Origin of the sequence: Komagataeibacter melomenusus (assembly GCF_013155395.1) — a bacterium.
Lineage (GTDB): Bacteria > Pseudomonadota > Alphaproteobacteria > Acetobacterales > Acetobacteraceae > Komagataeibacter > Komagataeibacter melomenusus.
The window spans coordinates 21,640-35,321 of the sequence record NZ_JABJWC010000039.1; the positions used below are offsets into that span (position 1 = coordinate 21,640).

Here is a 13,682-nt window from a genome sequence, read left to right on the forward strand (position 1 = left end):
TTTTTGAAAAAAGCTTCACCAAAAACTTCTTATGATCCCAGGGTTTTTCGTGAGCAGGTTTTCCACATCATTCCGACAGGCTTTCCAGCCACATCATGGCAGCAGTGGCATCCGTCACCGTCCCGGCCGGGGCCACGGGCGGGCGATCCACCATGATCACGCCAAGGCCCAGCCTGCGGGCTGCCGCAAGCTTGGCCTGTGTTGCCGTACCGCCGGAATTCTTGGTCACGATCACATCAATCCGTTCCCGGCGCAAAAGCGCCTCCTCGCCTGCTTCATCAAACGGGCCACGGGCCAGCAGCAACCGCGTGCCCGCGGGCAGCAGGGCCGGGTCAGGTGCATCCACGCAGCGCAGCAGCCAGTCATGCGGGCCTGCATGGTGGAAGGGCAGCAGGTCCTTGCGCCCCACGGTCAGCAGCACGCGGCGCGGTATCGTGCCCAGCGCGCCCGCTGCGGCCTGCATGTCGGACACGCGGGTCCAGCGATCACCCGCAACAGGCGTCCAGCCAGGGCGCTCCACGCGCAGCAGGGGCACATGGGCCTGCGCGCAGGCGGCAACGGCATGATTGCTCATCTGCACGGCAAAGGGATGGGTGGCGTCGAGCACGGCATCGATCTGGTGGACCAGCAGCCACTTGCGCAGGCCATCCACACCACCAAAGCCGCCAATGCGCACCTCAAGCGCGGGCAGGACCGGCGCGCGGGTGGCCCCTGCCAGCGAGACGGTGACCTTAAAACGGTCCATACGCTGCTCCAGCGCCGCATAAAGCTGGCGGGCCTCCGTCGTGCCGCCCAGAACCAGAACCCGCATCTTTTCCTTCCCGCCTGTTGCGAGGCCACGCCATGACCACGCCGTGGCTGCATGTTATCGGCATTGGGGAGGATGGTGTCGAGGGCCTGCCCCATGCCACCCGTGCCCTGATCGCAGGCGCGGAACTGGTGGCAGGCGGCACGCGCCACCTTGCCCTGGCACGCCCCCTGATCGCAGGCGAGACGCTGGCCTGGCCGCACCCACTGGCCGATGGCATTGCCGACATGCTGCGCTGGCGCGGCAGGCGCGTATGCGTGCTGGCCTCGGGCGATCCGTTCCTGTTCGGCATAGGCACCACATTGCGCCGCCATGTGCCCCTGCCCGAGATGATGAGCCTGCCCGCGCCATCATGCGTGGTGCTGGCGTGCAACCTGCTGGGCTGGGCGGAGCAGGATGTGAACGTGCTCTCGCTATGTGGCCGCCCGATGGAGGCCGTGGCCCCCGCCCTTCAGCCCGGTGGCAGGCTTGTGGTGCTCTCGGCGGATGAACACACGCCCCATGCCTTTGCCCGCTGGCTGGACGGGCGCGGTTTCGGGGCCTCCGCGCTGCATGTGCTGGGCGCGCTGGGCGGACCAAGGCAGAGCCACCACACCGCCACCGTGGCCGAGACCGCGCGGGGTGAAGGGCCGCAGCCGCCCCGGCTGAACCTGATGGCGCTGGAAGTGGTGGCCGACCGGAATGCACAAATCATTCCGCTGGCCTGCGGGCTGCCAGATGACCTGTTCGACCATGACGGGCAGATCACCAAGCGCGAGATCCGGGCGGTCACGCTCTCGGCCCTTGCGCCACGGCGGGGCGAGATGCTGTGGGATATTGGCGGCGGCTCAGGCTCGATCAGCATTGAATGGATGCTGCGCCACCCCGCCAACCGCGCCATCGCCATTGAAAAATCACCCGCACGTGGCGCGCGGATTGCCCACAATGCGCTCGCCCTTGGCGTGCCGGGCCTGCGCGTGATGGCGGGCGAGGCCCCCGCCATCCTGCCACGCATGCGGGCCGAGGGACTGGATGCGCCTGATGCCATCTTCATCGGCGGCGGCATCAGCAACCCCGGCATGCTCGAGGCGGCATGGGAAGCCCTGCGCCCGGGCGGCCGGCTGGTGGCCAATGCCGTAACGCTGGAAAGCGAGGCCGCGGTCATTGCCGCCCATGCCCGCCGGGGCGGCACGCTGACCCGGCTGCATGTGGAGCGGCTGGAGCCGATCGGGCGCTTTCACGGCTTTCGCCCCGGCATGACCGTAACCTGCTACGCCGTGGGCAAACCGGCATGATCGTGGCCGGGCTGGGCCTGCGTAGCGGGTGTGATGCGCAGGCCATCATTGCCCTCGTGCTGGCGGCACAGGCACGCTGCGACAGGCAGGCGGACCTTGTGGCCGTGCCCGCCTTCCGCTACCGCGAGGCGGGCGTGCAGGCGGCAGCCGCCCATCTGGGACTGCGCTTGCTGGCCATCACGCCCAATGAACTGCTGGCCGCCCAGCCGCGCTGCGTCACCCGGTCCGCCCGTGCGCAGGCAGCCCTTGGCGTGGCCTCGGTGGCGGAAGGCTGCGCGCTGGCGGCGGCAGGACCGCACGCAAGGCTGATCGTGCCGCGCCTGACGGGCGGCAAGGCAACATGTGCCATGGCACAGGGAGAGGATGCATGACCGTACACTTCATTGGCGCAGGCCCCGGTGCCGCCGACCTGCTGACCCTGCGCGGGCGCGACCTGCTGGCAAAATGCCCGGTATGCCTGTACGCAGGCTCCATCGTGCCGACCGAGATGCTCGAACACTGCCCGCCCGATGCGCGGCTGGTTGATACCGCACCGCTTACGCTCGACCTGATCGAGCAGGAATATATCCGCGCCCATGCAGCGGGGCAGGATGTGGCGCGCCTGCATTCGGGCGATCTTTCGGTGTACAGCGCCGTGGCCGAGCAGGTCCGCAGGCTCGACCGCAACAGCATTCCATGGACCATGACCCCCGGCGTGCCCGCCTTTGCCGCCGCCGCCTCGGTGCTGGGGCGTGAACTGACCGTGCCGGAAGTGGCCCAGAGCGTGGTGCTGACGCGCGTGAGCGGCCGGGCCTCGGCCATGCCGGAGCGTGAGAAGCTGGCCGCCTTTGGGGCTACGGGCGCAACACTGGCCATCCATCTGGCCATTCATGTGCTGGACCAGATCGTGGCTGATCTCACCCCGTTTTATGGCGCGGACTGCCCCGTGGCCATCGTGGCCCGCGCGACATGGCCCGACCAGCTCGTACTGCGCGGCACGCTGGGCGATATTGGTGCAAAACTGGCGGAAAACCCGATCGAGCGCACGGCGCTGGTGCTGGTAGGCCGGGCGCTGGGCACGCATGACTTCCGTGAAAGTGCGCTTTACAACGCCGATTACCACCGCCGCTTCCGCTCCTGAGCCGTGCGGGGCATGTTTGAGAAAGAATAAAATTCCGTGGGCCGCTTTTAGATAAAGCGGTCTTTCTCAAAGCTTTTTGAAAAAAGCTTTACCAAAAACTTTTATTAATATAATGTTTTAAACATTATCTATTATTAAATAAAGAATTTTATGATGCAGCGTGATATGTCAAATGAAGAAGTTAAAAAACTACTCATTTACATGATTGAAAAATATATTTCAGACCCCGAGCGCCGCACTCGGCTGATTGATCTTACCCTGCATCGCAAGGATCCAGTTGGTCGCCCGCCAGTAAAAGGAATCATGTATGACGTCCTTTCGCATGTTAATCAGGACATAAGCCGGGACGATGATGAAATAGTCTCTAAAATGGCTTATTTTTTTGGATAAAAACCCTCCCCCAAACAACAGTATTTAAAAAAATAAGAGTTTTTGGTGAAGCTTTTTTCAAAAAGCTTTAAAAAACGGCACCCAGAAACTTCCATACTCTTCAACCCGCAACTGGATACGGGCCATGCCCGGCCACCAGCGTGCCCGCGCGGTCGAACAGCAGCACATCCAGAACACACGGCGCACCCGCCAGCACATCACACGCCACCTGCCACGCGCCGCGTGCCACTACCGGACCAAGGGGGTAGCCCGCTTCGGCAGCCAGCGCGAAGGCGGCTGCCACGGAATGGGCCTGCGCAATGGCGTCCACCAAGGCATCCGGTGCCCCGATGCCCCGCGCAAGGGCGGCCAACCGGCCCATATCCGCCTGCCCCCGGCGCGAATGCAGGTCCAAGAACCCCTGCGCCAGCTTGGTCATCTTGGCCACGCCGCCGCCAATCGTCACGCGCGGCACCGGGTGGCGGCGCAGGTATTTGAGCAGGCCACCGGCAAAATCGCCCATTTCCAGCATGGCTTCCTCCGGCAGGGCGTACAGTGCGCGGGTGGCGCGTTCGGACACATCGCCGGTGCAGCCCGCCACATGCGGCAGGCCCAGCGCACGGGCCACGTCCACGCCCCGGTGGATGCTGTCGATCCATGCCGCACAGGAAAACGGCACCACGATGCCCGTCGTGCCAAGGACGGACAGGCCGCCCACAATGCCCAGCCGGCCATTGAGCGTGTGCCGCGCCATGTCCGCCCCGCCTGCAATCGAGATGGTCACTTCCACATCGGGTTCATGCCCGTCAGCGCCGGTCAGGGCCTTGCGGATCATGCGCCGGGGCACGGGGTTTATGGCAGGCTCGCCGGGCGGTATGGGCAGGCCAGGCAGGGTCACGGTGCCCACGCCGGGCCCCGCACGAAACACCACGCCGCTCCCCGCAGGCGCGCGGCGCACCTCCACGCGCACATGCGCGCCGTGGGTCACGTCCGGGTCATCGCCCGCATCCTTCACCACCTCCGCCCACGCGCCATCCGGCCCATGGCCATGGGCAGCCAGCGCAAAGGCGACATCCTGGCCGCCGGGCAGCGTGATGGTGACCGGATCGGGAAAGCCCTGCCCGCACAAGGCTTGCCACGCGGCCTTTGCGGCAGCGGTGGCGCAACTGCCGGTCGTCCACCCCCGGCGCAGGGGGGTATGGGGGTGCTCCATCGGGATGACCTTCTCGTCCAACAGGGGTAAGGGTGGCATCGCTCGCCACGCTTTAGCAGGAACCCACATGATGACACGAGGGCTGATGATCGCCGCCCCCCGCTCGGGCGGGGGCAAGACCACGCTCACACTCGCCCTGCTGGCCGCCCTGCGCCGCAGGGGCGTGGCCGTGCGCGGGGCCAAGACCGGGCCGGATTATATCGACCCCGCCTTCCATGAGGCCCTGACCGGCCGCACCAGCCTCAACCTTGATAGCTGGGCCATGCCCGCTGGCCTGCTTGATGGCGTAATGGCGCAGGCACTGGCAGGCTGCGAGGTGCTTGTGACCGAGGCCTCGATGGGCCTGTTTGACGGGTTGATGAAGCCCGCGGGCGCACGCGGCGCCCCGGCGGATATTGCGGCCCGCTACGCCCTGCCGGTGCTGCTGGTGCTTGACATTTCAGGCCAGGGCCAGTCCGCCGCCGCCACAGCGCTGGGCTTTGCCACGCTGGACCCGGCGGTGAACATCGCGGGCGTGATCCTCAACCGCGTCGGCTCCCCCCGCCATGCCGCCATGGCCACGCAGGCCATGCAAGCCATTGGCCTGCCGGTGCTCGGTGCGTTCGGGCGCGATACGCAGCTTGAACTGCCCGAGCGCCATCTGGGGCTGGTGCAGGCTCGCGAGCATGGCGGGCTTGACGCACTGGCCGAACGGCTGGCCACGCAGGCCGAACGTGACCTTGACCTTGACGCCATACTGGCCTGCGCCGCGCCGCCACGCCTGCCCGCACCTGCGGGTGGCAACCATGCCCTGCCACCGCCGGGGCAGCGCATTGCGGTGGCGGATGATGCGGCGTTCTCGTTCCTGTATGCCCATGTCATCGCGGGCTGGCGGCAGGCCGGGGCGGAGTTGCATCCGTTCTCACCCCTTGCCGATGAAGGACCGGGCAAAGACTGCGATGCCTGCTGGCTGCCCGGCGGCTACCCCGAACTGCATGCGGGCCGCCTTGCCGCGTGCGGGAATTTTCGCACCACGCTGGCCCGTTTCGCCCGCACCCGGCCCGTGCATGGGGAATGCGGGGGCTTCATGGTGCTGGGCGAGAGCCTGACCGACAAGGCGGGCGAGACCCACCGCATGACCGGCCTGCTTGGCCATGCCACCTCCTTTGCCAGACGCCGCATGAACCTCGGCTACCGCAGCGCCACCTTGCGCGAGGGCTGTGCCATAGGCCCTGCGGGCACCGTGCTGCGCGGGCATGAATTCCACTATGCCACCGTCACCGATCCCGGGCCGGACGCGCCGCTGGCTGACATGACCGATGGCTACGGCGTGGACCGGGGCACCGGCGGGGCACGGCGGGGGCATGTTTCGGGCACGTTCTTCCACGTGCTGTCCACGCTTGGAAAGGCAGCCTGAACGCGGGACGGTGTGTGGTGAAGCTTTTATCACGCCTGGAGAATTTAAATTGTTTTATCTCAAGTGTTTATGGAAACACGATTTTGGCTCCGAGCAACCAAACGTCATCTATTGCGAGTTTGATGGCGAGAGAACCGAACTGAGAAAAATCGAACTCTATGCAAATGGCCGGTGCGGCGTGGCGACAGGGACAGTCTCGACCGGTGATACCCACCTTGCCGATATCGCCATTCCCCCGCTTGAAGCAATCAATAAAGACCCCCAGTTCGAAGCCCGCGAAATAACCGCGGCGGAATTCGAGGCGGTATGGCAGGCGTGTCGGCCCTGACGCAGGCCGGACAGAGGCGCCAACCCCTGCACTGCGAACATATCGGCACCGGCGATAACGCAGGCATCGGGGCAAACATGATGGACAATATTCCCCGCAGTATTTAATAATAATTATTACTTACTTTTACCGTCCGGATTGTCTTTACCTCATGCGACTGAATGACCTGCCACGCGGAACCGATGCCGTGATCGACAGCGTTGACGATAACGGCAGCCCCGACCCCGTGGCCGCGCGCCTGCGTGAACTCGGCTTCGTGCCGGGCGAGGCCGTGCGCATCGTGGCGACCGCGCCGCTGGGCGGCGACCCGCTGGCCGTGCGCATTGGCTTCACCCGCTTTGCCCTGCGCCGCACCGAGGCGCAGCGCGTGCGCGTGCATGTGGCGAAAGCGGCCGCATGACCCCGCTCAACATCGCCCTGGTCGGCAACCCGAACTGCGGCAAGACCGCCCTGTTCAACCTGCTGACCGGCAGCCGGCAGAAAGTGGCCAATTACGCCGGCGCTACCGTGGAACGCAAGGAAGGCTGGTTCACGACACCCGCGGGCCGCAGCGTGCGGCTGCTCGACCTGCCCGGCGCCTACAGCCTCAACGCCACCAGCCCCGATGAGGCGGTGACGCGCGATGTCTGCGCGGGCACCTATCGTGGCGAGACGGCGCCTGACCTGCTGGTCTGCGTGGCCGATGCCACCAACCTGCGCCTGCACTTGCGCTTCGTGCTGGAAATGCGCAGCCTTGGCCGCCCCGTGGTGCTGGCGCTGAACATGATCGACGCAGCCCAGCGCAACGGCATGGAGATCGACCTGCCGCGCCTGCAGGCGGAACTGGGCATGCCCGTCGTGCCCACGGTGGGCATAAGGCGCAATGGCGCGCGCGACCTGCTGGCCCGGCTCGATGGCGTGCCGCCGCCCGTGCCCCTGCCCGTGCCGCCGGGCACCGACCTGCATGCCATGGTGCGCCAGATCCTGGCGGATTGCGTGACCCACGCCACCCCGCTGTCGGACCGGATGGAGGAGCGGCTCGACCGCTGGGTGCTGCACCCGGTCTGGGGGCCGGTGATCCTGCTCGTGCTGCTGTTTCTCATGTTTCAGGCGGTGTTTGCCTGGGCGCAGCCGCTCATGGATGGCATCGACGCGGGCATGGGGCTGCTGGGCGAGCAGGTGGGCCGCCTGATGCCCGATGGCGTGCTGCGCAGCCTGATCGTGGATGGCGTGATTGCGGGTGCTGGCAGCGTGGTCACCTTCCTGCCGCAGATCCTGATCCTGTTCGCGTGGATCCTGGCCCTTGAGGAATCGGGCTACCTGCCGCGCGCGGCCTTCCTGCTTGACCGGCTCATGTCCATCGCGGGGCTGAGCGGGCGCTCGTTCATTCCGCTGCTGTCCAGCTTTGCCTGCGCGGTGCCGGGCATCATGGCCACCCGCACCATCCAGAACCCGCGCGACCGGCTGGTGACCATCCTCGTCGCCCCGCTCATGACCTGCTCGGCGCGGCTGCCGATCTATACGCTGCTGATCGGGGCGTTCATTCCGCACCGCAACGTGGCGGGCTTCATGAACCTGCAGGGGCTGGTGCTGTTCGGGCTTTACGCGCTGGGCATCGTGTCAGCACTGGTGGTGGCGCGCATCATGCGCTGGCGCAACCCCGATCGGCGCGAAGCCACCCTGCTGATGGAACTGCCCGCCTACCGCCTGCCCAACCCGCGCGACCTGGCGCTGGGGCTGTGGGAGCGCGCGCGCATCTTCCTCATGCGCGTGGGCACCACCATCGTCTCGCTGACGGTGCTGCTGTGGGGGCTGTCCAGCTTTCCCAAGCCGCCTGCGGGCGCCGTGGGGCCTGCCATCGACTGGAGCCTGGCCGGGCGCATCGGGCACCTCATGCTGCCCGTCTTCGCACCGCTTGGCTTCAACTGGCAGATCTGTGTCGCCCTCATTCCCGGCCTCGCCGCGCGTGAGGTGGCGGTGGGCGCGCTGGCCACGGTCTATTCGCTCGGCTCGGGGGCCGATACCGACCAGGCAGCGCTCCAGCTTGGCGGCATGCTGCCCACGCACTGGAGCCTGGCCACCGCGCTGTCGCTGCTGGCATGGTACGTCTATGCCCCGCAATGCGTGGCAACGCTTGCTGTCATCCGGCGCGAGACCGGCTCATGGCGCGTGGTGGCGCTGACGGCGGCCTACCTGTTCGCGCTGGCCTATGCGGCGGCCTTCCTCACCTATCACATCGCGCGGATGTTCTGATGCACGCTGCGGGCTGGCTACAGGCGCTGGTGGCGGCAACGCTGGTCACGGCATGCGCCGCCTACTGGCTGGGGCGGCTGTTCCCGCCGCTGGGGCTGAAAGGCTGGCGGGCCACGGCGGCCCTGCTGCGCAGCCTGCACGCGCCCCAGGCCCTGATCCGCCGCGCCGAAACAAAAGCCCGCCCGCGCGCCAGCGGTGGATGTGGCGGGTGTTCGGGCTGCGCGGGCGGGGATTGCGGCCCAAAAACCTGACACGCGTGAAATATGGCAATTTTGCGTGCGGGATGTGATGGATCAACCGCGCCGTGAATGCTATATGGACCCGTCCGTTACGGAAAATATTAATAGCCGGTCTTAATTCATATCAATGTGGTATAATGATTATCTTGAATAATATGTAATATGCTTATCATCATCCTATGATATTCCTGTGGTCGCCACGCGCTGCCCCCTCCGGGCCGTGGTGCGCCCCACCCTGCATTTCAGGCCGCCTTATACCCCTGCCGCAGTTGCCCCGGCGGCAACTGCCCCTTGTCCCTTTTGCGAGGTAACTCAATGTCAAAGCCCAACCTGAGCGCTGAAGTCCTGATTTCGGCACTGGAACAGGCCATAGACGCAACCGTGATTATTGATGACAAAAATGAAGTCATCTTCTTCAATCAGGCGGCATCGAACCTGTGGGGCCTCGACAAGAAAGACGTGCTGGGCAGGAACGTGAACGTGCTGGTGCCCACGCTGCACCGCGGCGGGCATGACGCCTTTGTCGAGCGCAGCCGGGGCAGCGAGCACAACCGCATCGTCGGCACCTCGCGCGAGGTGGAGTTCACCCGCTCGGATGGGGAATATATCTGCGGCGAGCTTTCGCTCTCCAAGGTGGTGACCGCTGACGGGCGCATTTTCTTCATGGGCGTGATGAAGAATGTCACCAACGAAAGCCAGCAGCGCAAGATCCTGATCCTGCAAAATGACGTGCTGCAGGCACTCGCCAGCGACATGATGATCCAGGACGTGGCCGACCTTCTGTGCCGCCGGGTGGAAAGCTTCGTGCCCGGCACGGTGGCCGTGCTCATGCTCATTACGCCCGACGGGCAGTTGCGCGTGCTGTCCAGCCCCACCCTGCCCAAGCGCTACCGTGCCTCGCTCGAGAGCCTGTATGTCTCGTCATCCGAACTCGAGAAACTGCGCGTCGACCCCAAGCACGCCACCCGCATGGTGTGGGACAGCTACCGCTCGCTCGGCATCTCGCTGGGGCTGCAGCAGTGCTTCTGCACGCCCGTCAGCACGCGCTCGGGGCAGGTCAAGGGCATTTTCGCCCTCTATGCGCGTGAGGACCAGGGCCGCAACACCTGGCCGCAGCGTATTGTCGATTCGTGCATTCCCTTCTGCGCGCTGGCCTTCGAGCAGAACGCGACGCAGGAGCATATCTCCCACCTTGCCAATTTTGACAGCCTGACCGGACTGCTCAACCGTTCCTCGGTGCACAAGGTGATCGAGAGCATGATCAGCAAGCAGGATGGCAACAGGCAGTTCGCCATCTTCATGCTCGATATCGACCGCTTCCGCGATATCAACGATGCGCTCGGCCATGTCTATGCCGACCAGTTCCTTGTCGAGATCGCAGGCCGCATCCGCTCCATCGCCAAGGAGGATTACGTGCTCAGCCGCTCGGGCGGGGACGAGTTCGTGGTAGTGGTGCCCAACTGCCCGCACAAGGATGCAACGGCCTTTGCCGAGCACCTGCTCGCCACCATGACCATGCCCATGCAGATTGGCCAGAACACGCTGACCATCTCGTGCTCGATCGGCATCAGCACCTACCCCGATAACGGGCCGGACAGCGAATCCCTGCTCAGCACCGCCGATGTGGCGCTGCGCCAGGCGAAGGAAGACGGGCGCGGCGTCTTCCGCTTCGCCAACCTTGAAAAGAACCAGGTGGCACAGGACCGGCTGGTGCTTGGCTCGGCCCTGCGGGATTCGCTGGCCAAGGGCATGCTCAACCTGCACTACCAGCCGCAGGTGCGCACCCACACGCTCGAACTCAGCGGGGTCGAGGCCCTGTCGCGCTGGCATCATCCGCATCTGGGCAACATCTTCCCCTCACGCTTCATTGCCGTGGCGGAAGAGACCGGACAGATCGAGGCCATCGGCCGCTGGTCGCTGCTCGAGGCGTGCCGCCAGATCGTGAAATGGGACCGCGACGGCATTCATGTGCCCACCGTGGCCGTGAACCTGTCTGCCGTGCATTTCCGCAACCGCGCGCTGCCCGAGCATATCGCGGCCCTGCTCAAGGACCATAACCTCAAGCCTGCGCGCCTGACGGTGGAAATTACCGAGAGCGTGATGATGGATAACAGCCGCGACACCGAGGAAGTGCTCCAGTCGATCCGCAATATCGGCTGTGGCCTGTCGATGGATGATTTCGGCACCGGCTACTCCTCGCTCTCGCGGCTCACACGCCTGCCGCTGACCGAGATCAAGATCGACCGCAGCTTCATCAACGATTTCGAGCACGACACCAATGCCCAGGCCGTGACCATGGCGGTGATCGGCATCGGCTCGCGGCTGGGCATGACGGTGGTGACCGAGGGCGTGGAAACCGAGCAGCAGCGCGACCTGCTCGAAAAGCTCAACTGCGACGTGATGCAGGGCTACCTGTTCGCCAAGCCGCTGGCCCCTGATGACTTCGAGAAGTGGATGCGCCACCACAAGACGATCCGCCAGATGATGCCCGCCGCGCAGGCTGCTAAAAATGTTTCGCCCAAGAAGAAATCGTCCTAAATTACCGATAGGTCAATTCAGGTTTTCCGATCCGTATCCGAGGTAACAGAATGTCCGCACCGCATGATAACAGGCTCCGCGCCCTTACACATGAAGATGCTGACTTCTGGGCGGATGTGGTGGATAATGTCCTTATTGTCGCGGTAACCGACCGCAGGGGCATCATTACATACGTCAATGACAAATTCTGCGAGATCAGCCAGTATTCCCGCGAGGAACTGCTGGGCCATACCCATCGCATCCTGAACTCGGGCGAGCATGGCAAGGCGTTCTTCCGCGAGATGTACCAGACCCTGTTCGCAGGCCGCACCTGGTATGGCAACCTGTGCAACCGCGCCAAGGATGGCAGCCATTACTGGGTGGCCACCACCATCATGCCGCACCGCAACGCGCAGGGCGAGATTACCGGTTTCGTGGCCAGCCGGTTCGAGATTACCGAACTGATGAACACCAAGGTCCGGCTCAAGAAACAGGCCGCGACCGATGTGCTGACCGGGCTGCTCAACCGCGGCGGCTTCAATGCCAGCCTGGTCACGGCACTCGAGAACGCCAAGCGCCCGCACCCCGAGCCGCAGGCGCTGGTCATGTTCGACCTTGACGGGTTCAAGCCTGTCAATGACATCCATGGCCACCATGCGGGTGATGAGGTGCTCAAGGTAATCGCGCAGCGCCTGATCGAGTTGATCGGCCCCGATGATGCGATCAGCCGGCTGGGCGGCGATGAGTTTGCCATCATCCTATGCCGCAGCCTCAAGCTCATGCCGCTCGAGACCATCCTGACCAAGGTGCAGAACCTGCTGGAAGAGCCGATCATGCTGGAAAGTGCCACGGTGCGCATATCCGGCAGCATCGGCGCCACGCCGATCACGGCGGCGGACACGCTTGAGGGCCTGCAGAAAAACGCCGACGTGGCGGTCTATGCCGCCAAGCAGTCGGGCGGCAAGCAGGCGCGCATGTTCACGCCCAGCCTGCACAAGACCACGATGGAGCGGGCCAAGATCCTGACCGAGGCCCGCAAGGGCGTGGAACTCAGGCAGTTCGAGGTGTACTACCAGCCCATCCTCAACGCGCGCACGGGCCGCATCGAGCAGGCGGAAGCGCTGATGCGCTGGCATCACCCCGACCGGGGCCTGCTCTCCGCGGGCGCCTTTACCGATGTCTTTGCCGACTCGGCTCTGGCCCAGATCATGGAGACGCACCTCGTGCAGTCCTTCCATGACGATATCCAGAAATGGAAGGAAGCGGGCCTGCCAAGCCTGCGGCTGGCGGTCAACCTGTCGCATCTGGACCTGCTCAACCTCGAGCAGCAGATCGACCTGTTCAGCGAGATCCGTGAACTCAACCTCGAGCCGTCCACCTTCATGCTGGAAGTGACCGAGCAGATGCTGCAGGGTCGGCGGGCGGAGAAAAGCCGCCTGCGCCTGCGTGCGCTTGCGGAGGACGGGTTTGGCCTGGCCATGGACAATTTCGGCTACGGCACGGTGCGCCTGTCCACCCTGCGCGAACTGCCGCTCCAGTCGCTCAAGCTTGACCGCTGCCTCGTGCGTGACATCGCCACCGACGCGGAAGCCCGCAGCCTGCTTGCCGCCCTCATCAAGCTCGGCCATGGCTATAACCTGGCCGTAACGGTGGAGGGCGTGGAAACGCAGGAAGAATTCGACACCGTGCGCGCACTGGGCGTGGATTACGTGCAGGGCTTCTTTATCTCACGCGCGGTTTCCGCCACGGAACTGATCCGCATCACCCAGCGCGATGCCTGGAATCCGGTGAAGACGACGACGGCCTGAGCCCTATAAGGGCACAGATCCCGTCCCGGTTATGATATAAAAAATGAAAAAGAGGGGCGACTACCTATTAATAATAGGCCATACCCTCTTTTAAGAAGATAAAAATCGTTAATAACCCGATTTTTATCCTACATTCAAATTTTTACACTTATAATAAATCCTTAATTTATAAAAACATGTATGAATTTGGATAAAATTAACATATTTTTATATTTGTTATGCAAATTTATTATGATGTATCAGGACCATATTAGGGCCTGTTAGATCTTGAATTTCTTCCCATATTGTAGGGATGGAAGAAGGAGACAGAACAGGCACCTTTACGGACGAGACATGGGCGATCTGGGAACCTCTGATTGAGGAGGTTCGCCCGAGGGG

13 protein-coding genes are annotated in these 13,682 nt (G+C 64.0%); 11 read left to right on the top strand and 2 right to left on the bottom strand.

What is annotated here, in order from left to right; genetic code table 11:
• Positions 1-67: 67 nt before the first annotated feature.
• Positions 68-811 carry a cobalt-precorrin-6A reductase gene (locus HNW77_RS13375; RefSeq protein ID WP_172158253.1) on the bottom strand — a complete coding sequence of 248 codons (744 nt, stop codon included), beginning with the start codon at positions 809-811 and terminating at the stop codon, positions 68-70.
• Between the two features lie 32 nt (positions 812-843).
• Here HNW77_RS13375 and cbiE point away from each other — a divergent pair, with 32 nt between their 5' ends.
• The 4 genes from cbiE (at position 844) to HNW77_RS13395 (ending at position 3,592) form a co-directional block, all read left to right on the top strand.
• Positions 844-2,082, top strand: coding sequence for a precorrin-6y C5,15-methyltransferase (decarboxylating) subunit CbiE (gene cbiE, locus HNW77_RS13380; RefSeq protein WP_172158255.1), 1,239 nt, complete (start codon positions 844-846; stop codon positions 2,080-2,082).
• Positions 2,079-2,453: a cobalamin biosynthesis protein gene (locus tag HNW77_RS13385; protein ID WP_172158257.1), complete on the top strand. Its 375-nt coding sequence runs from the start codon at positions 2,079-2,081 to the stop codon at positions 2,451-2,453. The genes cbiE and HNW77_RS13385 overlap by 4 nt, the downstream gene beginning before the upstream one ends.
• Positions 2,450-3,202, top strand: coding sequence for a precorrin-4 C(11)-methyltransferase (gene cobM, locus HNW77_RS13390; protein WP_172158258.1), 753 nt, complete (start codon positions 2,450-2,452; stop codon positions 3,200-3,202). Before HNW77_RS13385 ends, cobM begins: the two co-directional genes overlap by 4 nt.
• Positions 3,203-3,352: 150 nt before the next feature.
• A complete protein-coding gene (locus HNW77_RS13395; RefSeq protein ID WP_172158260.1) occupies positions 3,353-3,592 on the top strand; it encodes a hypothetical protein in 240 nt (79 codons plus the stop codon).
• A gap of 100 nt (positions 3,593-3,692) precedes the next feature.
• Here HNW77_RS13395 and HNW77_RS13400 read toward each other — a convergent pair whose 3' ends face one another.
• Entirely contained in the window at positions 3,693-4,784 is a 1,092-nt protein-coding gene (locus HNW77_RS13400; protein WP_172158273.1) for a cobalt-precorrin-5B (C(1))-methyltransferase, read from the bottom strand.
• A 70-nt stretch (positions 4,785-4,854) separates the two neighbouring features.
• Here HNW77_RS13400 and HNW77_RS13405 point away from each other — a divergent pair, with 70 nt between their 5' ends.
• From HNW77_RS13405 to HNW77_RS13435, 7 genes are all read left to right on the top strand, one after another.
• A complete protein-coding gene (locus tag HNW77_RS13405; RefSeq protein ID WP_241694473.1) occupies positions 4,855-6,180 on the top strand; it encodes a cobyrinate a,c-diamide synthase in 1,326 nt (441 codons plus the stop codon).
• Positions 6,181-6,229: 49 nt separating this feature from the next.
• A complete protein-coding gene (locus tag HNW77_RS13410) occupies positions 6,230-6,508 on the top strand; it encodes a DUF6881 domain-containing protein (protein ID WP_172158262.1) in 279 nt (92 codons plus the stop codon).
• Positions 6,509-6,659: 151 nt separating this feature from the next.
• Entirely contained in the window at positions 6,660-6,908 is a 249-nt protein-coding gene (locus HNW77_RS13415) for a FeoA family protein (RefSeq protein WP_172158263.1), read from the top strand.
• The gene (feoB, locus tag HNW77_RS13420; RefSeq protein ID WP_172158265.1) at positions 6,905-8,740 is read left to right on the top strand and encodes a ferrous iron transport protein B; all 1,836 of its coding nucleotides are present in this window, start codon (positions 6,905-6,907) and stop codon (positions 8,738-8,740) included. Before HNW77_RS13415 ends, feoB begins: the two co-directional genes overlap by 4 nt.
• Positions 8,740-8,991 (top strand): DUF6587 family protein, encoded by a 252-nt coding sequence (locus tag HNW77_RS13425; protein ID WP_172158267.1) that lies wholly within the window; start codon positions 8,740-8,742, stop codon positions 8,989-8,991. The genes feoB and HNW77_RS13425 overlap by 1 nt, the downstream gene beginning before the upstream one ends.
• 303 nt (positions 8,992-9,294) lie before the next feature.
• Positions 9,295-11,517 carry an EAL domain-containing protein gene (locus HNW77_RS13430; protein WP_172158268.1) on the top strand — a complete coding sequence of 741 codons (2,223 nt, stop codon included), beginning with the start codon at positions 9,295-9,297 and terminating at the stop codon, positions 11,515-11,517.
• 50 nt (positions 11,518-11,567) lie between these two features.
• Positions 11,568-13,304 (top strand): putative bifunctional diguanylate cyclase/phosphodiesterase, encoded by a 1,737-nt coding sequence (locus HNW77_RS13435; RefSeq protein ID WP_172158270.1) that lies wholly within the window; start codon positions 11,568-11,570, stop codon positions 13,302-13,304.
• The last annotated feature ends 378 nt before the right edge of the window (positions 13,305-13,682 follow it).

What these genes read in the sequence shown, in the direction of transcription:
- HNW77_RS13400 (WP_172158273.1), bottom strand. Translation starts at nt 4,784, where the DNA reads ATGGAGCACCCCCATACCCCCCTGCGCCGGGGGTGGACGACCGGCAGT.
- cbiE (WP_172158255.1), top strand. Translation starts at nt 844, where the DNA reads ATGACCACGCCGTGGCTGCATGTTATCGGCATTGGGGAGGATGGTGTC.
- HNW77_RS13375 (WP_172158253.1), bottom strand. Translation starts at nt 811, where the DNA reads ATGCGGGTTCTGGTTCTGGGCGGCACGACGGAGGCCCGCCAGCTTTAT.
- HNW77_RS13385 (WP_172158257.1), top strand. Translation starts at nt 2,079, where the DNA reads ATGATCGTGGCCGGGCTGGGCCTGCGTAGCGGGTGTGATGCGCAGGCC.
- HNW77_RS13415 (WP_172158263.1), top strand. Translation starts at nt 6,660, where the DNA reads ATGCGACTGAATGACCTGCCACGCGGAACCGATGCCGTGATCGACAGC.
- HNW77_RS13435 (WP_172158270.1), top strand. Translation starts at nt 11,568, where the DNA reads ATGTCCGCACCGCATGATAACAGGCTCCGCGCCCTTACACATGAAGAT.
- HNW77_RS13395 (WP_172158260.1), top strand. Translation starts at nt 3,353, where the DNA reads ATGATGCAGCGTGATATGTCAAATGAAGAAGTTAAAAAACTACTCATT.
- HNW77_RS13430 (WP_172158268.1), top strand. Translation starts at nt 9,295, where the DNA reads ATGTCAAAGCCCAACCTGAGCGCTGAAGTCCTGATTTCGGCACTGGAA.
- cobM (WP_172158258.1), top strand. Translation starts at nt 2,450, where the DNA reads ATGACCGTACACTTCATTGGCGCAGGCCCCGGTGCCGCCGACCTGCTG.
- HNW77_RS13405 (WP_241694473.1), top strand. Translation starts at nt 4,855, where the DNA reads ATGACACGAGGGCTGATGATCGCCGCCCCCCGCTCGGGCGGGGGCAAG.
- feoB (WP_172158265.1), top strand. Translation starts at nt 6,905, where the DNA reads ATGACCCCGCTCAACATCGCCCTGGTCGGCAACCCGAACTGCGGCAAG.
- HNW77_RS13425 (WP_172158267.1), top strand. Translation starts at nt 8,740, where the DNA reads ATGCACGCTGCGGGCTGGCTACAGGCGCTGGTGGCGGCAACGCTGGTC.